This is a genomic window from Pseudomonas sp. Sample_11, assembly GCF_004307505.1.
Classification (GTDB): domain Bacteria; phylum Pseudomonadota; class Gammaproteobacteria; order Pseudomonadales; family Pseudomonadaceae; genus Aquipseudomonas; species Aquipseudomonas atacamensis.
This window is the reverse complement of sequence record NZ_RCOD01000008.1, coordinates 24366-42852: the sequence shown is the minus strand read 5'-3', so window position 1 is coordinate 42852 and position 18487 is coordinate 24366. Positions and strand designations below refer to the sequence as shown.

The following is an 18487-nucleotide window of genomic DNA, read 5'->3' as shown; positions in this document are numbered from 1 at the left end:
CATTTCCCTGTAGGAGCTGCCGCAGGCTGCGATCTTTTGATCTGGCAAAAACTTACTGGAAGGCGCCGCGATTCTGCGCGTTGCGCACCGACACCTGATCGTTCAGGGTCCAGAAGTCATACAGCACGCCAATAAAGAACAACCCGCCGGTCAGCAGATACAGCAGGCCGCTGATCCATTTGCCCTGATACATCCGGTGCACGCCGAACACACCGAGGAAAGTCAGCAGAATCCACGCGACGTTGTACTCGATCGGCCCGGCAGCAAAGCGCAAATCCGCTTCGCGATCCATCGCCGGGATCAGAAACAGGTCGATCAGCCAGCCAATCCCCAGCAAACCGAAGGTGAAGAACCAGATCGTTCCGGTCACCGGCTTGCCGTAATAAAAGCGGTGCGCGCCGGTGAATCCGAAAATCCACAGCAGGTAGCCGATGACTTTGCTGTGAGTGTCTTTTTCTTTCACGCGGGGGAGCTGATAGCTGTTCATTAAGACCTCATTGCACTCGATAGATAAATATTCTTCATTTCTTTGTGACTTTTTTACAGGTGGCCGACGTATGGCAAATGTTACCGTTGCTAGCGCGAAACCCTTGTAGAACCTGACTTCTGTCGGACAATTGCGTACTTTTTGAGCGTTTTTGGTTCCGTAGCCAGCCGAATGAATCGATGAACGGCCTCGGAACGGCAAAAAAAGCTGTTATAAAGTTGCGCGCTATCACTTATGAGCCACGCCTAATGCGACCATTTTTCAAGACATGGCTGACTATTTGCCTATTAATGCCACTGGCCGCCCACGCCACCAATCGTGAGCAACGTCTTCCCAACGTCAACGGCTTCACCCCTAAATCCCATGCTTCGGCTCCATCGAGCAAAAGCAGCAAGAGCAAGACCACCACGCTGAGCAGCAAGAGCCGCAGCAAGCTGGTGCCACCGATGGCGAGCAAGGAAAGCAGCAATGTGCTGAGCCGTGCGGTAAACGTCCTCGGTACACCTTATCGTTGGGGCGGCAGCAGCCCAAGTAAAGGCTTCGATTGCAGCGGCCTGGTGAAATATGCGTTCAACGACGCTACGTTCGACCTGCCACGCACCTCCAATGCCATGGCCAGCGGTCACGGCGAGAAAGTCGAGCGCAAGGATCTGAAGCCGGGCGATCTGATTTTCTTCAACATCAAGAGCCGTCGGGTCAATCATGTTGCCATCTACCTGGGCAACGACCGCTTCATCCACGCCCCGCGCCGGGGCAAAGCGGTGAGCATCGACACGCTGAACAAGCCGTACTGGGAAAAGCATTACGTCGTCGCCAAGCGCGTGTTGCCGAAAGAGCAACAGCAGCTGCGCGTAGTCCAGCGCTAACACCATACCGATCGTTCCCACGCTCCGCGTGGGAATGACTCAATGGACGCTCCGCGTCCGCTTCGGCAGGGACGCAGAGCGTCCCGGGCTGCATTCCCAGGCAGAGCGTGGGAACGATCACTCCCTCAAAAATTATCCGGCGTACGCGCTTTCTCGCGTGCATGCTCGCGGCTGATCAAGCCCTTGGTCACCAGATCCTTCAGGCACATATCGAGTGTCTGCATGCCCAACGACCCACCGGTCTGAATCGCTGAATACATCTGCGCCACCTTGTCCTCGCGAATGAGGTTACGGATCGCCGATGTCCCGAGCATGATTTCATGCGCCGCCACCCGCCCGCCGCCGATCTTCTTGATCAATGTCTGCGACACCACCGCCAGCAACGACTCCGACAGCATCGAACGGACCATCGACTTCTCGTCGCCGGGGAACACGTCGACCACGCGGTCGATGGTCTTCGCCGCCGAGGTTGTGTGCAGGGTGCCGAATACCAGATGCCCGGTCTCGGCGGCGGTCAGCGCCAGGCGAATGGTTTCCAGATCACGCATCTCGCCGACCAGAATCACGTCCGGGTCTTCACGCAGGGCCGAGCGCAGCGCGGTGGCGAAGCTGCGGGTATCGCGATGAACTTCGCGCTGATTGATCAGGCATTTGCGCGATTCATGGACGAACTCGATGGGGTCTTCGATGGTGAGAATGTGGTGATGGCGATGGGTGTTGAGGTAATCGATCATCGCCGCCAGCGTTGTTGATTTGCCGGAGCCGGTCGGCCCGGTGACCAGCACCAAACCGCGCGGCGCATCGGTGATCTTGCGGAAAACATCGCCCATGGCGAGGTCTTCCATGCTCAGCACTTTCGACGGAATGGTGCGGAACACAGCGCCGGCGCCACGGTTCTGGTTGAAGGCGTTGACGCGAAAGCGCGCCACGCCGGGTACATCGAAGGAAAAATCCGTTTCCAGATTTTTCTCGAATTCGATGCGCTGGGTGTCGTTCATGATGTCGTAGATCAGATCGTGCACTTGCTTGTGGTCCAGCGCCGGCAGATTGATCCGTCGCACGTCGCCATCGACGCGAATCATCGGCGGCAGGCCGGCCGACAGGTGCAGGTCGGAAGCGCCCTGTTTGGCGCTGAAGGCCAGCAGTTCAGTGATATCCATAGCGTCCCTCAATTCCAGTAGAATGCCGCGAACCTACAGACCGCCGGCGCCTCTTGATGTCCACGATAGCAGACAACATCCTTCAGGTTAGTTCGCGCATCCAGGCAGCGGCCAAAGCTGCGCACCGCGACGAAAACAGCATCCATTTGCTCGCCGTGAGCAAGACCAAACCCGCCGAGGCCCTGCGGGAAGCCTATGCGGCGGGCCTGCGCGACTTCGGCGAGAACTACTTGCAGGAAGCCTTGGGCAAACAGCTGGAGCTGGCCGACCTGCCCTTGATCTGGCACTTCATCGGCCCCATTCAATCGAACAAGACTCGCGCGATTGCCGAGCATTTCGACTGGGTGCACTCCGTGGATCGTCTGAAAATTGCCCAACGCCTGTCCGAACAACGCCCGGCCGAACTGCCCCCACTGAACATCTGCATTCAGGTCAATGTCAGCGGCGAGGCGAGCAAATCCGGTTGCACCCCGGCCGATCTGCCAGCGCTGGCCGAGGCCATCAGCGCGCTGCCACGCTTGAAACTGCGCGGACTGATGGCGATTCCCGAGCCGACCGAGGAGCGCGCCGAACAGGACGCTGCCTTCGCCGCCGTGCAGGTACTGCAGGCGAGCCTCGCTCTGCCGCTCGACACACTGTCCATGGGCATGAGCCACGACCTTGAGTCGGCCATCGCCCAAGGCGCCACTTGGGTGCGGATCGGTACAGCGCTGTTTGGCGCCAGAGATTATTCCCAGTCTTGAACGTTTCCAGATAAGGACCACACATGAGCAACACACGTATTGCGTTTATCGGTGCGGGCAACATGGCGGCCAGTCTGATTGGCGGCTTGCGCGCCAAAGGTCTGGAAGCGGCGCAGATCCGCGCCAGCGATCCGGGCGAAGACACCCGCGCCAAAGTCAACGCCGAGCACGGCATCGAAACCTTCGCTGATAACGCCCAGGCCATCGACGGCGTCGATGTCATCGTGCTGGCGGTCAAGCCACAGGCGATGAAAACCGTGTGCGAGGCGATTCGCCCGAGCCTCAAGCCCAATCAACTGGTGGTGTCGATCGCCGCCGGCATCACCTGCGCGAGCATGACCGCGTGGCTCGGCGAACAGCCGATCGTGCGCTGCATGCCGAACACTCCGGCGCTGCTGCGTCAGGGTGTCAGCGGTCTGTACGCGACCAGCGAGGTGAGCGCCGAGCAGCGCCAGCAAGCCGAAGAGCTGCTGTCCGCCGTCGGCATTGCGCTGTGGCTGGAAGAAGAACAGCAACTGGACGCAGTCACCGCAGTGTCCGGCTCCGGCCCGGCGTACTTCTTCCTGCTGATCGAAGCGATGACCGCCGCCGGCGTCAAACTTGGCCTGCCAAAAGAGATCGCTGAGCAACTGACCGTGCAGACTGCTCTGGGCGCCGCGCACATGGCGGTGTCCAGCGATGTCGACGCCGCCGAACTGCGTCGCCGCGTGACCTCGCCAAACGGCACCACGGAAGCAGCGATCAAATCATTCCAGGCTGGCGGCTTCGAAGCGCTGGTTGAAACCGCACTCGGCGCCGCCGCGCACCGCTCGGCCGAAATGGCCGAACAACTGGGCAAATAAAGGAGCCTTACATGATCGGATTGAACACCGCAGCGGTTTACGTGCTGCAAACCCTCGGCAGCCTGTACCTGCTGATCGTGCTGCTGCGCTTCGTCCTGCAACTGGTGCGGGCGAACTTCTACAACCCGCTGTGCCAGTTCGTGGTCAAGGCCACTCAGCCGCTGCTCAAGCCTTTGCGCCGGATCATCCCGAGCCTGTTCGGCCTCGACATGTCGTCGCTGGTGCTGGCGATTCTGGTGCAACTGCTGCTGATGGCGCTGACCCTGCTGCTGACCTACGGCACCACTGGCAACCCGCTGCAACTGGTGATCTGGTCGCTGATCGGCGTCACCGCGCTGTTCCTGAAGATCTTCTTCTTCGCCCTGATCATCAGCGTGATCCTGTCGTGGGTCGCACCGGGCAGCCACAATCCGGGCGCTGAACTGGTCAACCAGATCTGTGAACCGGCGCTGGCACCGTTCCGTCGTTTCCTGCCGAACCTCGGCGGCCTGGACCTGTCGCCGATCTTCGCCTTCCTTGCGCTGAAATTGATCGACATGCTGGTGATCAACAATCTGGCGGCGATGACGATGATGCCAGAGATTCTGCGTTTGCTGATGTAAGCCAGTGCGTTCGGTCTGACTGACCGAGTCGCCTTTTTCGCGAGCAGGCTCGCTCCCACATTGGGATGCATTTCAACTGTGGGAGCGAGCCTGCTCGCGAATGGCTGCACCTCGGTCCGAAGCGAAAACGCCGGACCTGATCGTTGCTTGCCGCTAACCCCCCCGGTCTTTAGACTTACGCCTCATTTCAACGAGAGCAGGGTCGATGCCAACTGCCTTTCCCGCCGATTCTGTTGGTCTGGTAACGCCGCAAACCGCGCATTTCAGCGAACCGCTGACGCTGGCCTGTGGCCGTTCGCTGGCCGCTTATGACCTGATTTATGAAACCTACGGCACGCTGAACGCCCAGGCGAGCAACGCCGTGCTGATCTGCCACGCGCTGTCCGGTCATCATCACGCCGCTGGTTATCACAGCGTCGACGACCGCAAGCCCGGTTGGTGGGACAGCTGCATCGGCCCCGGCAAGCCGATCGACACCAACAAGTTCTTTGTGGTCAGCCTGAACAACCTCGGTGGCTGCAACGGCTCCACCGGCCCGAGCAGTATCAACCCGGAAACCGGCAAGCCGTTCGGCGCCGATTTCCCGGTGCTCACCGTGGAAGACTGGGTGCACAGCCAAGCGCGTCTGGCTGACCTGCTCGGCATCCGCCAGTGGGCAGCGGTGATCGGCGGCAGCCTCGGCGGCATGCAGGCCCTGCAATGGACCATCACCTACCCGGATCGCGTGCGGCACTGCCTGGCGATCGCCTCGGCACCAAAACTGTCGGCGCAGAACATCGCCTTCAACGAAGTCGCGCGCCAGGCGATCCTCACCGATCCGGAATTCCACGGCGGTTCGTTCCAGGAAGCCGGCGTGATCCCCAAGCGCGGGCTGATGCTGGCGCGCATGGTCGGGCACATTACCTATCTGTCCGACGACTCCATGGGTGAGAAATTCGGCCGTGGCCTGAAGAGCGAAAAGCTCAACTACGACTTCCACAGCGTCGAGTTCCAGGTCGAAAGCTACTTGCGTTACCAGGGCGAAGAGTTCTCCGGGCGCTTCGATGCCAATACTTATCTGTTGATGACCAAAGCGCTGGATTACTTCGATCCGGCGGCGAACTTCGACGATGATCTGGCGAAAACCTTTGAAAACGCTACGGCCAAGTTCTGCGTGATGTCGTTCACCACCGACTGGCGCTTCTCCCCGGCTCGCTCGCGAGAACTGGTGGATGCGCTGATGGCCGCGCGCAAGGACGTCAGTTATCTGGAAATTGACGCACCGCAGGGCCACGACGCCTTTCTGATTCCGATCCCGCGTTACTTGCAGGCGTTCGGCAATTACATGAACCGCATTTCGTTGTGAGAAAGCCATGAGAGCTGATCTGGAAATCATCCAGGAATGGATCCCCGCCGGCAGCCGCGTCCTCGACCTGGGTTGCGGTGACGGCGAGCTGCTGACTTGGCTGCGCGACAACAAGAACGTCACCGGTTATGGCCTGGAAAACGACGCCGACAACATCGCCGAGTGCGTGGCCAAGGGCATCAACGTCATCGAGCAGGATCTGGACAAAGGCCTGGGCAATTTTGCCAGCAACAGTTTCGACATCGTCGTCATGACCCAGGCCCTGCAGGCGGTGCATTACCCGGACAGGATCCTCGACGAAATGCTCCGGGTCGGCCGTCAGTGCATCATCACCTTCCCCAACTTCGGCCACTGGCGCTGCCGCTGGTATCTGGCGAGCAAGGGCCGCATGCCGGTGTCCGAGTTTCTGCCGTACACCTGGTACAACACGCCGAACATCCACTTCTGCACCTTCGAGGATTTCGAAGAACTGTGCCGCGAACGTGATGCGAAGGTCATTGATCGGCTTGCCGTGGATCAACAGCACCGCCACGGGTGGGCCAGTAAGCTATGGCCTAATCTGTTAGGTGAAATCGGTATCTACCGCGTCAGCAGTCCGCAGTTGGCGGACCACCGAGTCGCGGTCTGAGCCTGGGCATTTGAAGGAGCACGAACATGAGTCGTCTAGCGTTGCTGTTACTCACCGCCTGCCTGAGCGCCAGTGCCATGGCGGCGGACGTCATCAAAGGTGAACGCAAGGAAACCTTCGGCGACATCACGGTGCACTACAACACGTTCAACTCGACGTTCCTGCAACCGGACATCGCCAAGGCTGCCGAGCTGATCCGCAGCAAGAACCAGGGAGTGATCAACGTCTCGGTGGTCAAGGACGGCAAACCGGTGATCGCCAGCGTCACCGGCACGGTCAAGGACCTGACCAGCAACAGCGTGGCGCTGAAATTCCGCCAGGTCACCGAACAGGGCGCGATCTACTACATCGCCCAGTACCCGGTGCCGCAACAGGAAACCCGCACCTTTGAAATCAAGGTGCAGAACGGCGACAAGATCAACACCATCAATTTCAACCAAGAACTCTTTCCCGGCGAATGATGAACATCAAGCAGCTCGTACTGGCCAGCCATAACGCCGGCAAACTCAAAGAACTCCAGGCCATGCTCGGCGACTCGGTGCAACTGCGCTCGATTGGCGAGTGGAGCAAGGTCGAGCCGGAAGAAACCGGCCTGTCGTTTGTCGAAAACGCGATCCTCAAGGCCCGCAATGCCGCACGCATTTCCGGGCTGCCGGCACTGGCCGACGATTCCGGGCTGGCAGTGGACTTCCTCGGCGGCGCACCGGGCATCTATTCGGCGCGTTACGCCGACGGCCAGGGCGACGCGGCGAACAACGCCAAACTGCTCGATGCGCTGAAGGACGTGCCGCAAGCCGAGCGCGGCGCGCAGTTCGTCTGCGTGCTGGCACTGGTGCGCCACGCCGATGATCCGCTGCCGATCCTCTGCGAAGGCCTGTGGCACGGACGCATCCTCAACGCAGCCAGCGGCGAGCATGGCTTCGGTTATGACCCGCTGTTCTGGGTGCCGGAGCGTGATGTGTCCAGCGCCGAACTGAGTCCGGCCGACAAGAACCAGATCAGCCACCGCGCCCGTGCAATGGATCTGCTGCGCCAGCGTCTGGGCTTGAAATGACCACTGATTCTTGCGCGTCGTCGCTGATCATCGGCGGCGCCGCGTCCTCGCCTCGGGCACCGCTGCCAACCCTGCCGCCCCTGGCGCTGTACATCCACATCCCGTGGTGTGTGCGCAAATGCCCGTATTGCGATTTCAACTCGCACACCGCCAGCCCGGTGCTGCCGGAGCAGGAATACGTCGACGCGCTGCTGGCCGATCTCGATCAGGATCTGCATGCGGTGTATGGCCGTGAGCTGACTTCGATTTTCTTCGGTGGCGGGACGCCGAGCCTGTTCAGCGCCGGAGCCCTCGGACGCTTGTTGAAGGGTGTCGAGCAACGCATCCCGTTCGCCGCCGACATCGAAATCACCCTTGAGGCCAATCCGGGCACCTTCGAGCAAGAGAAGTTTGTTGCTTATCGCAAGCTGGGGATCAATCGCCTGTCGATCGGCATCCAGAGCTTTCAGCAGGAAAAGCTGGAGGCCCTCGGCCGCATTCACAACGGTGACGAAGCTGTGCGTGCGGCGGGCATGGCCCGGCAGGCCGGGTTCGATAACTTCAACCTCGACCTGATGCATGGTTTGCCCGATCAGTCGCTGGACGATGCCTTGAGCGATCTGCGCCAGGCCATCGCGCTGAAGCCGACGCACATTTCCTGGTATCAGCTGACGCTGGAGCCCAATACGGTGTTCTGGAACCAGCCGCCAGTGCTGCCGGAAGACGACACCCTGTGGGACATTCAGGAAGCCGGTCAGGCGCTGCTGGCCGAGCACGGTTACGCGCAGTACGAAGTTTCGGCGTATGCCCAGGCCGGTCGCCCGGCGCGGCATAACCTCAATTACTGGAGTTTTGGCGATTTCATCGGCATCGGCGCCGGCGCCCATGGCAAGCTGAGTCATCCGGACGGGCGCATCGTGCGCACGTGGAAAACCCGCCTGCCGAAGGATTATCTGAACCCGGCGAAAAGCTTTCAGGCCGGCGAGAAATCGCTGAGCAATGACGAGATGCCGTTCGAGTTCCTGATGAACGCCCTGCGCCTGACTGCCGGGGTCGAATCGCGCCTGTATCCGGAGCGCACCGGCCTGTCGCTGGAGACTCTCGCCGAAGGCCGGCGCGAAGCCGAACAAAGCGGCCTGTTGCAGGTCGAACCGTCACGCCTGGCGGCGACCGAACGCGGCCAGCTGTTTCTCAACGATTTGCTGCAACAATTTCTGAACTGACTTCAGCTCAAAGGGAAAACGCATGGATTTGATACTCGACCTGCTGGCCACCGTCTCCCGCTGGAGCCGCAGCAATCTCTCGGAAATCGCTCTGGCGCTGGTCGGTTGCCTGCTGGTGCTGTTCGGCGCTGACTTCAAAGGCTGGGTCGAGCAACGCCTGGGCAGCATCGCCGGCGCCCTGCGCGTGCCGCTGATGGCCCTGCTCTGCCTGATCGGCAGCGGCGCCGCGCTGATCTACGCCACGCCGTGGGTGATCAAAGGCCTGAGCCAGTTCAACAACTACAGCCTGGCGCCGGTGCTGCTGGTGGTGTTGGTGCTGATCGGCGTCGTAGCCGACCGCCGCTGACCCCGCAAACACCCCAAAACGAAATGTGGGAGCGAGCCTGCTCGCGAAGGCGTCATGACATCCAACATCATCGTTGATTGTCAGACCGCTTTCGCGAGCAGGCTCGCTCCCACAGTTGATTGCAATGAAAGGGAAGTTCATGAGTAAAAAACTACTGGATGAGACGAGCAAATTTCTCAGCTTCGTGTTGCGTCACCAGCCTCAAGCGATTGGTCTCACGCTGGATTCGGATGGCTGGGCAAATATCGACGCACTGATTCATGGTGCTGCGCGTGACGGTCGCAATCTCGATCGCGATTTGATTGAAACAGTGGTGGCAAGTAGCGACAAAAAGCGTTTTGCGATTTCCACTGACGGCTTGTGCATCCGCGCTGTTCAGGGCCATTCGACGAAGACTGTCGAGTTGCAGTTCGACGAGAAACACCCACCGCAAACGCTGTATCACGGCACAGCGACGCGTTTTCTCGATTCGATCAATGAACAAGGTCTAATCCCTGGATCACGCCATCATGTGCATCTTTCGGAAGAGATCGTCACTGCCACTTCCGTAGGTCAACGCTACGGCAGCGTAGTGGTCCTCGCAGTCGCGGCGCAGCAGATGCAGGAAGGAGGCTTCAAGTTCTATCAGGCCGAAAACGGCGTGTGGCTGACAGACCACGTACCTGCGCGCTTCATGACAAAACTGTAAATCCGAGACACTCACAACTACTGTAGGAGTGAGCCTGCTCGCGATAGCTGTTTGACACTCAACATCCACGCCGACTGACACACCTCTTCGCGAGCAGGCTCGCTCCCACTATCGGGCCATGGTTCAATGATTCTTCGATAAGCGGCTCTGCGCCTGAAGGATCGCCTTAAGGCCAACGGAATCTTTGCAGCCCAGCGCTATCGCTTTATCGAAGTGTTCGATATTCCCGCTGTCGCGCAGATCGCTGCCATTCACACGAGTCAACGCGAGTATGTAGTAGGCCTCAGCCCGGAACTGGTCTTCGGACAATACCAGGCCAGCTGCGCCGGCTCGCATGGCGGCCATCGGCCCGACCCTGCCGGCAGGCGACCCGTTTTCTTCAAAACACAGCGAACGTTTGGCCTGCAACGGATAGTCGTCAGCATGCGTATCAGGCTTGAGCAGCAACTGCTCGAGAGACTGCAAGAATTTCAAATGATCAGGATTTTGCGCATCAAATCGTTCATACGCCTTGTCGCACAAATGGTAATAGCCCACCGCAGCCGCTAACAATCCATCATCCATGGCCTGCTGATAAAGACCACAGGTCTGTAAGCGCGTCTGCTCGGAAAACATCGGGTTGTCCTGCAGGCTGGCCAGAAAATAGGTGGCCAGCGTGTGCCCGCCGTCCGACGCATGCTTGAGGTTATCCACAAGAGCCTCGAGATCACCCTCGGCAACGCGCAACTGTTCACGGGTGTATTGCACGCTTTCCCCGGCGGCCTCACGCTTGATCCGGTCATTAGCGTCGCGCTCGATCTTTGCCGCCGTTCTCTGCGCACTCGCGAAGTATTCTTCGGGGCTGACTACCCGTTCGCACGCTGCGCAAAACAGCAGACCCAGAACTACGGTGCAGGCAAAAATGGCCTTCAAGATTTGTCTTCCTTTACAAATGGGGCCTCGAGCTATCGGCGGATCATGGCCAAACTTGAGCGAACCCCAGAAACAAGGAGCTGCGGCACGCTGCAATCTTTGATCCTCAAAATCAAGATCAAAAGATCGCAGCGTGCCGCAGCTCCTACCGGGGTGTTGCGTGATGCTTAAGACAGTTTTTCGAACTTCAGATCCCACACGCCATGGCCAAGACGTTCGCCGCGGCGTTCGAACTTGGTGATCGGACGTTCGGCCGGGCGCGGGACGCATTTGCCGTCTTCGGCGAGGTTGCGGTAGCCCGGGGCGACGTTCATCACTTCCAGCATGTACTCGGCGTACGGCTCCCAGTCGGTGGCCATGTGCAGAATGCCGCCAACCTTGAGCTTGCTGCGCACCAGTTCGGCGAACGAGGCCTGGACGATGCGTCGCTTGTGGTGGCGGCTCTTGTGCCACGGATCCGGGAAAAACAGCATCAGGCGATCGAGGCTGTTGTCGGCGATGCAGCGGTTGAGCACTTCGATCGCGTCGCAATCGTAGACCCGCAGGTTGGTCAGCCCTTGGGTCAGCACGCCATTGAGCAGCGCGCCGACACCCGGACGGTGCACTTCAACACCGATGAAATCTTGCTCCGGAGCAGCAGCGGCCATTTCCAGCAGCGAGTGGCCCATGCCGAAACCGATTTCCAGCGAGCGCGGTGCCGAGCGGCCGAACACCTGGTCGTAATCGACTGGCGCATCGGCCAGCGGCAGCACGTACAGCGGCGCGCCCTGGTCCAGGCCGCGTTGCTGGCCTTCGGTCATGCGCCCGGCGCGCATCACGAAACTCTTGATGCGGCGGTGTTGGCGCTCGTCGCCTTCTTCCGTCTGGACAGGCGTGTCGTTCGATTCAGTCATCAATGGCTCTTACTTGATCAGACCATCCAGCGGCGAAGAGGCGCTGGCATAGAGTTTTTTCGGCATGCGGCCGGCGAGGTACGCCAGGCGACCGGCGACGATGGCGTGCTGCATGGCTTGCGCCATCATCACCGGTTGCTGGGCGTGGGCGATGGCCGAGTTCATCAGTACGGCGTCGCAACCCAGCTCCATGGCGATGGTCGCGTCGGAAGCGGTACCGACACCGGCATCCACCAGCACCGGGATCCTGGCTTCTTCGAGGATGATCTGCAGGTTGTACGGATTGCAGATGCCCAGACCGGAGCCGATCAGACCGGCCAGCGGCATCACGGCGATGCAGCCGATTTCCGCCAGTTGCCGGGCGATGATCGGGTCATCGCTGGTGTAGACCATCACGTCGAAGCCTTCCTTGACCAGGGTTTCGGCGGCCTTGAGGGTTTCGATCACGTTGGGAAACAGGGTTTTCTGGTCGGCCAGCACTTCCAGCTTCACCAGATTGTGGCCGTCGAGCAGCTCACGCGCCAGGCGGCAGGTGCGCACGGCTTCGATGGCGTCGTAGCAACCGGCAGTGTTCGGCAGGAAGGTGTAGCGCTCCGGCGACAGCACTTCGAGCAGGTTCGGCTCGCCTTCGATCTGGCCCAGGTTGGTGCGGCGCACGGCGAAGGTGACGATCTCGGCACCCGAGGCTTCGATGGCCTGGCGGGTTTCTTCCATGTCACGGTACTTGCCGGTACCGACCAGCAAACGCGACTGGTAAGTACGACCGGCCAGCACAAAAGGCTTGTCGCTACGAACGATGCTCATGGGGAATCCTCTTTAAGGGTGAGGGTCTTGCAGAATTCTGTGCCCTTGCGGGCCGGGACAATCAGCCGCCGCCGATGGCGTGGACCACTTCGACGTTGTCGCCGTCGTTCAACGTGGTATCGGCATGCTGGCTGCGCGGGACGATGTCCAGATTGAGCTCGACCGCCACCCGACGTCCGGTCAGATCCAGACGGGTGATCAGGCCCGCAACGGTTTCACCGTCGGGCAATTCAAAGGACTCACCGTTCAACTGAATGCGCATGCACAACGCCGCCATCATTTTTAGGGGCTGGCATTCTAGCCCGATCATGACCTAAAGGTCAGTACCAAGCGTCAAGCGGTTAGCTGCAAGCGCCAGGCGGCGAGGCCGAGGCAAACCCAACCGATGAGAAACGCGAGGCCACCAAACGGCGTGATGATGCCGAGTTTGCTGATGCCGGTCATGGTCAGCAGATACAGGCTGCCGGAGAACAACACCATGCCGACGGTGAAGGACAGGCCGGCCCAAGTAATAAGGCGCCCCTGAATCTGCGTGGCCAGCAGCGCAACGCCGAACAGCGCGAGTGTGTGCACCAGTTGGTAGGTGACGCCCGTCTGGAAAATCGTCAGGTATTCCGGCGTCAGACGGTTTTTCAGGCCGTGGGCGGCAAACGCACCGAGCGCAACACCGGTGAATCCGAAAAAAGCGGCCAGCATCAAAAAGCCACGCAGCATGGGGAACTCCAGTCAGACGCCATCGGCAGGGTCTGTATAATGGCCCGCTCCACGGGTTCGGCCAAGCCATCTCTATGCTGCGTTCAATTTTCCGTCGTCTCACGAAGGCTCTGCTCTGGTTCGCCGGCGGCAGCGTCTTGCTGGTGCTGGTGTTCCGCTTCGTGCCACCGCCGGGCACGGCGTTGATGGTCGAGCGCAAGGTCGAATCCTGGGTCGACGGCGAGCCGATTGATCTGCAGCGCACCTGGAAACCGTGGAACGAGATCTCCGATGACCTGAAAGTGGCGGTAATTGCTGGCGAAGACCAGAAATTCCCCGAGCACTGGGGCTTTGATCTGCGCGCGATTCAGGCCGCTCTGGCCCACAACGAGCTGGGCGGTTCGATTCGCGGTGCCAGCACCTTGAGCCAACAGGTGTCGAAAAACCTCTTTCTCTGGTCGGGTCGCAGTTATCTGCGCAAAGGCCTGGAAGCGTGGTTTACCGCGCTGATTGAGGTGTTCTGGCCCAAGCAGCGGATTCTCGAGGTGTACCTGAACAGCGTCGAGTGGGATGACGGCGTATTTGGCGCTGAAGCGGCGGCCCGCCACCACTTTGGCGTGAGCGCGAAGTCATTGTCGCGCCAGCAGGCAAGTTATCTGGCTGCCGTACTGCCCAATCCACGGGTGTGGAGCGCGAGTCATCCGACCGGATATGTATCGCGACGTGCCGGGTGGATTCGGCAGCAGATGAGTCAGTTGGGCGGGGACAGTTACTTGCTCGGGCTGAATGATTCGCGACGGGCGCCTTGGGCTGAATAACACCCACATGGGTTTTGCGTGAAGCCAGAAATGAAAACGCCCCGATCATCGCTGATCGGGGCGTTTTTTATTGCTGATGCGCCGGTTAAGCGGCGATCGACAATTTGAGCTTGTTCATCGCGCTCTTTTCGAGCTGACGGATTCGCTCGGCCGACACGTTGTACTTCTGCGCCAGGTCGTGCAGCGTGGCTTTCTCTTCTGCCAGCCAGCGCTGGTAGAGGATGTCGCGGCTACGCTCGTCCAGCACTTCCAGTGCTTCGTGCAAATTGGTGTTCGAGTTGTCGCTCCAGTCGGCATCTTCCAGTTGACGCGCCGGGTCGTACCGGTGGTCTTCCAAGTAGTTGGCCGGAGACTGGAAAGCACTGTCGTCGTCGGCTTCAGCAGCCGGGTCGAAGGCCATGTCGTGGCCGGTCAGGCGGCTTTCCATCTCGCGCACTTCACGTGGTTCGACGCCGAGGCTTTCCGCCACACGGTGGACTTCCTCGTTGTTCAGCCACGCCAGACGCTTCTTCTGGCTGCGCAGGTTGAAGAACAGCTTGCGCTGGGCCTTGGTGGTCGCGACTTTCACAATGCGCCAGTTGCGCAGGATGAACTCGTGAATTTCCGCCTTGATCCAGTGCACCGCGAACGACACCAGACGCACGCCCATTTCCGGGTTGAAGCGCTTGACGGCCTTCATCAGGCCGACGTTACCTTCCTGGATCAGGTCAGCCTGAGCCAGACCGTAGCCGGAATAGCTACGGGCAATGTGTACGACAAAACGCAGGTGGGCGAGCACCATCTGCCGAGCCGCCCCCAAATCCTGCTCATAGTAGAGACTCTCGGCCAGTTCACGCTCCTGCTCCGGCGTCAGCAATGGAATGCTGTTGACGGTGTGCACATAGGCCTCCAGGTTCGCACCCGGGACCAGAGCATATGCAGGCTGCAAAGAATTGGTCATACGAAAAAACCTCCCACTTACATACTCGTGCCATTGGCACTGCGAAAATTGACCGGAAACCGAAAGACAAGTTCCCCTAAAAACTGCAAGGTCAATCACGCGCAAAAAAGATTCTACTTCGGCGCCAGCTCCCTGAGATGACGTGCGACTGCAATCCATGCACCGATATAACCCAACAGCACCGCGCCAAGCAAGAGCGACAGACCGTCGGCCACTGGCACGCCGGCCAGGGCGAAATCACTGCCGTACAAACCGGCCAGTCCGACCACCGCATCGTTCAGCCAGTTCAGGCCGAACGCCAATACGCCCCAGGACAACAGCCCTGCACCGAAGCCATACAACGCGCCCATATACAGGAAAGGGCGGCGCACATAACTGTCAGTGCCGCCGACGAGTTTAATCACTTCTATCTCGGTGCGGCGGTTTTCAATATGAAGACGAATGGTATTGCCTATCACCAAAAGTAATGCAGACACCAACAATACCGTCAGACCGAAGACAAAGCGGTCGCCAAGCTTGAGGATGGCGGCCAGACGCTCGACCCAGACTAGATCAAGTTGCGCCTGTTGTACCTTCGGCAGCTCGGAAAGTTTTTGTCTTAATGCTTCGAGTGTCGGCTTGTCGACTTCGTTCGGTGTCACCAGCACCACACCCGGCAAAGGGTTCTCGGGCAGCTCACGCAGGGCTTCACCCAGGCCGGACTGCTGCTGGAATTCTTCCAGCGCCTGATCGCGGCCGACATATTCGGCATCGGCGACGCCGGGCATGCCTTTGATCTGCTCACGCAGCGCCTCACCCTGCTCCGGGCTGGCGTCGAGTTGCAGGTACAGGGAAATCTGCGCCGCGCGCTGCCAGGAACCGCCAAGACGCTCAACGTTGTTGAGCAACAGCGACAGCCCCATCGGCAGACTCAACGCCACGGCCATCACCATGCAGGTGAAGAAGCTGCCGATCGGCTGCTTGCCGAGGCGGCGCAGGCTGTCGAGCAGGCTGGCGCGATGGCTTTCGATCCAGGCGTGAAACAGCGTGGCGAAGTCCGGGCCGTCGTCATCGTCGTGTTTTTTCTTCTTCTGCGGTTGCGGGTCGGCGGCCTTCGGGGCCACGCGCTCGGAAACCTTCGGACTGCGTGTCGCACTCATACCCCGGCCTCCCCGTCGCCGATCAGGCGGCCGCGTTGCAGGGTCAGCATGCGATGACGCATGCGCGCGATCAGTGCCAGGTCGTGACTGGCGATCAGCACGCTGGTGCCCAAACGGTTGATGTCTTCGAACACGCCCATGATCTCCGCCGCCAGACGCGGGTCGAGGTTACCGGTCGGTTCGTCCGCCAGCAGCAAGGCCGGGCGATGGACGATGGCGCGGGCAATGCCGACGCGCTGTTGCTGACCGGTGGACAGGTCGCCCGGGTACAGATCGGATTTGTCCGACAGTGCCACGCGCTCCAGCGCCGAATCGACGCGCTTGGCGATCTCGACCTTGGACAGGCCGAGGATCTGCAGCGGCAAGGCGACGTTGTTGAACACCGTACGATCGAACAGCAACTGGTGATTCTGGAACACCACGCCGATCTGTCGGCGCAGGAACGGAATCTGCGCGTTGCTGATGGTGCTCAGGTCTTGCCCGGCGAGCAGCAGCTTGCCGCTGGTCGGCCGTTCCATCGCCAGCAACAGGCGCAACAGCGTGGATTTACCGGCACCGGAGTGCCCGGTGACAAACAAGAACTCGCCACGACGGACTCGAAAGCTCAGCTCATGCAAGCCGACGTGACCGTTCGGGTAGCGTTTACCGACCTGTTCGAAACGAATCATGAACGCTCCCGCTCGGCAAACAGTGCCTGGACAAAGGGTTCGGCTTCAAAGGTGCGCAAATCGTCGATGCCTTCACCGACGCCGATGTAGCGGATCGGCAGGCCGAACTGCTTGGCCAGGGCGAAAATCACCCCGCCCTTGGCGGTGCCGTCGAGTTTGGTCAGGGCCAGGCCGGTCAGTTCGACGGTCTGGTTGAACTGCTTGGCCTGGTTGATGGCGTTCTGGCCAGTGCCGGCGTCGAGCACCAGCAGCACTTCGTGCGGCGCGTCGGCGTCGAGCTTGCCGATCACCCGGCGAACCTTTTTCAGCTCTTCCATCAGGTTGTCTTTGGTGTGCAGGCGACCGGCGGTGTCAGCAATCAGCACATCGATGCCACGGGCCTTGGCCGCTTGCACCGCGTCGAAGATCACCGAAGCGGAATCAGCGCCGGTGTGCTGGGCGATCACCGGAATCTTGTTGCGCTCGCCCCAGACCTGCAATTGCTCCACGGCCGCGGCACGGAAGGTGTCACCGGCCGCCAGCATGACTTTCTTGCCTTCCAGTTGCAGCTTCTTCGCCAGTTTGCCGATGGTGGTGGTTTTGCCGGCGCCGTTGACGCCGACCACCAGGATCACGAAAGGCTTGTTCTGCGAGGCGATTTTCAGTGGCTGTTCAACCGGTTTGAGCATCGCTGCCAATTCGGCCTGCAGAGATTTGTACAGGGCGTCGGCGTCGGCCAGCTCCTTACGTGCGACCTTCTGGGTCAGGCGCTGGATGATCTGCGTAGTGGCTTCGACGCCGACGTCGGCGGTGAGCAGACGGGTTTCGAGGTCGTCGAGCAGGTCATCGTCGATGGTCTTGCGCCCGAGGAACAGACTGGCCATGCCCTCGCCGATGCTGGCGCTGGTCTTCGACAGGCCTTGCTTGAGACGGGCGAAGAAGCCGGCTTTGGTTTCTTCGGTGCGCGGGGTTTCGACGGACGCTTCTACAGGTGCTTCGACCGGCACGATCGGAGTGATAACCGGCGCAGCGGCAAGCGGTGCGGGCTCAGGCTCGGACGGCGGAACAACCGGGGCGGCGGGTTCAGAAATGATCGGCGCTGACTCGACAACCGGCTCAGGCACAGGCTGCGCAGCCACTTCGGCAACCGGCGCAGGAATCACTGGCGTCACATGCGGCGCTGCTTCTTCAACCAGCGCGACCGGTTCTTCTGCCACTGGCAAGGTCAGCCACGGCTCGGCGGCGGGCGTCAGCGGCAACTCGGCAGCGGCCGGCGTTTCGGGCTCGGCCTCAACCTCCGGTTGCAGCACCGGCTCGGCGATCGGCAGCACAATCGGCGCCGGCTCTTCTTCTATTACAGGAGCTGGCGCGGGGGCCGGTTCAGGAATCGCGGGCGGCTGTTCGACGACGGGTTCCTGCGGTTTCTTCCGCAGCCATCCGAACAGGCTTTTCTTCTCGCCAGCCGCAGCTGGGCTCTTCTTGTCGTCGTTGGAACCAAACATGGAGGACGGCTATCTCACGGTAGCGACGCGCCAACAGGGCGCCCCGGCAAATAAATATTCGATGCAGAACAGACTGTGTTTCACCCAGCTTGTTCACGCGCAACATTTTGTCGAAGCGCCAGCGGCACCTCAAAGATTCGTATTAACGAAGGACTAAACCGGCAAAATCGGCGAAA

The 18487-nt window shown here is 60.3% G+C and carries 23 protein-coding genes; 12 read left to right on the top strand and 11 right to left on the bottom strand.

Annotation, left to right across the window (positions count from 1 at the left end):
- Positions 1–52: 52 nt before the first annotated feature.
- Positions 53–487 (bottom strand): TM2 domain-containing protein, encoded by a 435-nt coding sequence (locus tag D8U60_RS01790; RefSeq protein ID WP_016772734.1) that lies wholly within the window; start codon positions 485–487, stop codon positions 53–55.
- A gap of 248 nt (positions 488–735) precedes the next feature.
- Between D8U60_RS01790 and D8U60_RS01785 the strand changes: the two genes are divergently transcribed.
- Positions 736–1353 carry a C40 family peptidase gene (locus tag D8U60_RS01785; protein WP_024014657.1) on the top strand — a complete coding sequence of 206 codons (618 nt, stop codon included), beginning with the start codon at positions 736–738 and terminating at the stop codon, positions 1351–1353.
- 125 nt (positions 1354–1478) lie between these two features.
- Here the strand turns inward: D8U60_RS01785 and D8U60_RS01780 are convergent, their stop codons facing one another.
- Entirely contained in the window at positions 1479–2513 is a 1035-nt protein-coding gene (locus D8U60_RS01780; protein WP_016772732.1) for a type IV pilus twitching motility protein PilT, read from the bottom strand.
- A 56-nt stretch (positions 2514–2569) separates the two neighbouring features.
- Between D8U60_RS01780 and D8U60_RS01775 the strand changes: the two genes are divergently transcribed.
- The 10 genes from D8U60_RS01775 to D8U60_RS01730 all read left to right on the top strand — a co-directional run bounded on the left by D8U60_RS01775 (position 2570) and on the right by D8U60_RS01730 (position 9963).
- Positions 2570–3256 (top strand): YggS family pyridoxal phosphate-dependent enzyme, encoded by a 687-nt coding sequence (locus D8U60_RS01775; RefSeq protein ID WP_123441733.1) that lies wholly within the window; start codon positions 2570–2572, stop codon positions 3254–3256.
- 23 nt (positions 3257–3279) lie between these two features.
- A complete protein-coding gene (gene proC, locus D8U60_RS01770; protein ID WP_123441734.1) occupies positions 3280–4098 on the top strand; it encodes a pyrroline-5-carboxylate reductase in 819 nt (272 codons plus the stop codon).
- 11 nt (positions 4099–4109) lie between these two features.
- Positions 4110–4700, top strand: a complete 591-nt coding sequence (locus D8U60_RS01765) for a YggT family protein (protein ID WP_016772729.1) — start codon at positions 4110–4112, stop codon at positions 4698–4700.
- Between the two features lie 205 nt (positions 4701–4905).
- Complete coding sequence (locus tag D8U60_RS01760) at positions 4906–6045, top strand: homoserine O-acetyltransferase (RefSeq protein WP_130888301.1); 1140 nt, start codon at positions 4906–4908, stop codon at positions 6043–6045.
- Positions 6046–6052: 7 nt separating this feature from the next.
- Positions 6053–6673 carry a methionine biosynthesis protein MetW gene (gene metW / locus D8U60_RS01755; protein ID WP_039757544.1) on the top strand — a complete coding sequence of 207 codons (621 nt, stop codon included), beginning with the start codon at positions 6053–6055 and terminating at the stop codon, positions 6671–6673.
- A gap of 26 nt (positions 6674–6699) precedes the next feature.
- Positions 6700–7134 (top strand): DUF4426 domain-containing protein, encoded by a 435-nt coding sequence (locus tag D8U60_RS01750; protein ID WP_024014660.1) that lies wholly within the window; start codon positions 6700–6702, stop codon positions 7132–7134.
- Complete coding sequence (gene rdgB, locus D8U60_RS01745; RefSeq protein ID WP_130899350.1) at positions 7131–7727, top strand: RdgB/HAM1 family non-canonical purine NTP pyrophosphatase; 597 nt, start codon at positions 7131–7133, stop codon at positions 7725–7727. The genes D8U60_RS01750 and rdgB overlap by 4 nt, the downstream gene beginning before the upstream one ends.
- Entirely contained in the window at positions 7724–8929 is a 1206-nt protein-coding gene (hemW, locus tag D8U60_RS01740) for a radical SAM family heme chaperone HemW (RefSeq protein ID WP_130899349.1), read from the top strand. Before rdgB ends, hemW begins: the two co-directional genes overlap by 4 nt.
- 22 nt (positions 8930–8951) lie before the next feature.
- Positions 8952–9275: a DUF3392 domain-containing protein gene (locus D8U60_RS01735; RefSeq protein WP_008083808.1), complete on the top strand. Its 324-nt coding sequence runs from the start codon at positions 8952–8954 to the stop codon at positions 9273–9275.
- Positions 9276–9414: 139 nt separating this feature from the next.
- On the top strand, positions 9415–9963 hold the full coding sequence (locus D8U60_RS01730; RefSeq protein WP_016772723.1) for an RNA 2'-phosphotransferase: 549 nt from the start codon (positions 9415–9417) through the stop codon (positions 9961–9963).
- Positions 9964–10086: 123 nt separating this feature from the next.
- Here D8U60_RS01730 and D8U60_RS01725 read toward each other — a convergent pair whose 3' ends face one another.
- The 5 genes from D8U60_RS01725 to D8U60_RS01705 all read right to left on the bottom strand — a co-directional run bounded on the left by D8U60_RS01725 (position 10087) and on the right by D8U60_RS01705 (position 13286).
- On the bottom strand, positions 10087–10875 hold the full coding sequence (locus tag D8U60_RS01725) for a hypothetical protein (RefSeq protein WP_130899348.1): 789 nt from the start codon (positions 10873–10875) through the stop codon (positions 10087–10089).
- A gap of 167 nt (positions 10876–11042) precedes the next feature.
- Entirely contained in the window at positions 11043–11768 is a 726-nt protein-coding gene (trmB, locus tag D8U60_RS01720) for a tRNA (guanosine(46)-N7)-methyltransferase TrmB (RefSeq protein WP_122748357.1), read from the bottom strand.
- 9 nt (positions 11769–11777) lie between these two features.
- Positions 11778–12572, bottom strand: a complete 795-nt coding sequence (locus tag D8U60_RS01715; RefSeq protein ID WP_130899347.1) for a thiazole synthase — start codon at positions 12570–12572, stop codon at positions 11778–11780.
- Between the two features lie 61 nt (positions 12573–12633).
- Positions 12634–12834: a sulfur carrier protein ThiS gene (thiS, locus tag D8U60_RS01710; RefSeq protein WP_160769632.1), complete on the bottom strand. Its 201-nt coding sequence runs from the start codon at positions 12832–12834 to the stop codon at positions 12634–12636.
- Positions 12835–12905: 71 nt separating this feature from the next.
- On the bottom strand, positions 12906–13286 hold the full coding sequence (locus D8U60_RS01705; RefSeq protein ID WP_130899346.1) for a DUF423 domain-containing protein: 381 nt from the start codon (positions 13284–13286) through the stop codon (positions 12906–12908).
- A gap of 74 nt (positions 13287–13360) precedes the next feature.
- Here D8U60_RS01705 and mtgA point away from each other — a divergent pair, with 74 nt between their 5' ends.
- Positions 13361–14083: a monofunctional biosynthetic peptidoglycan transglycosylase gene (gene mtgA / locus D8U60_RS01700; RefSeq protein ID WP_095181330.1), complete on the top strand. Its 723-nt coding sequence runs from the start codon at positions 13361–13363 to the stop codon at positions 14081–14083.
- A gap of 85 nt (positions 14084–14168) precedes the next feature.
- Here the strand turns inward: mtgA and rpoH are convergent, their stop codons facing one another.
- From rpoH to ftsY, 4 genes are all read right to left on the bottom strand, one after another.
- Positions 14169–15023 (bottom strand): RNA polymerase sigma factor RpoH, encoded by an 855-nt coding sequence (rpoH, locus tag D8U60_RS01695; protein ID WP_016772717.1) that lies wholly within the window; start codon positions 15021–15023, stop codon positions 14169–14171.
- Positions 15024–15136: 113 nt separating this feature from the next.
- Positions 15137–16162, bottom strand: coding sequence for a permease-like cell division protein FtsX (ftsX, locus tag D8U60_RS01690; RefSeq protein ID WP_122881806.1), 1026 nt, complete (start codon positions 16160–16162; stop codon positions 15137–15139).
- Positions 16159–16830 carry a cell division ATP-binding protein FtsE gene (gene ftsE, locus D8U60_RS01685; RefSeq protein ID WP_016772715.1) on the bottom strand — a complete coding sequence of 224 codons (672 nt, stop codon included), beginning with the start codon at positions 16828–16830 and terminating at the stop codon, positions 16159–16161. The genes ftsX and ftsE overlap by 4 nt, the downstream gene beginning before the upstream one ends.
- Positions 16827–18311, bottom strand: a complete 1485-nt coding sequence (ftsY, locus tag D8U60_RS01680) for a signal recognition particle-docking protein FtsY (RefSeq protein WP_130899345.1) — start codon at positions 18309–18311, stop codon at positions 16827–16829. The genes ftsE and ftsY overlap by 4 nt, the downstream gene beginning before the upstream one ends.
- Positions 18312–18487: the final 176 nt, after the last annotated feature.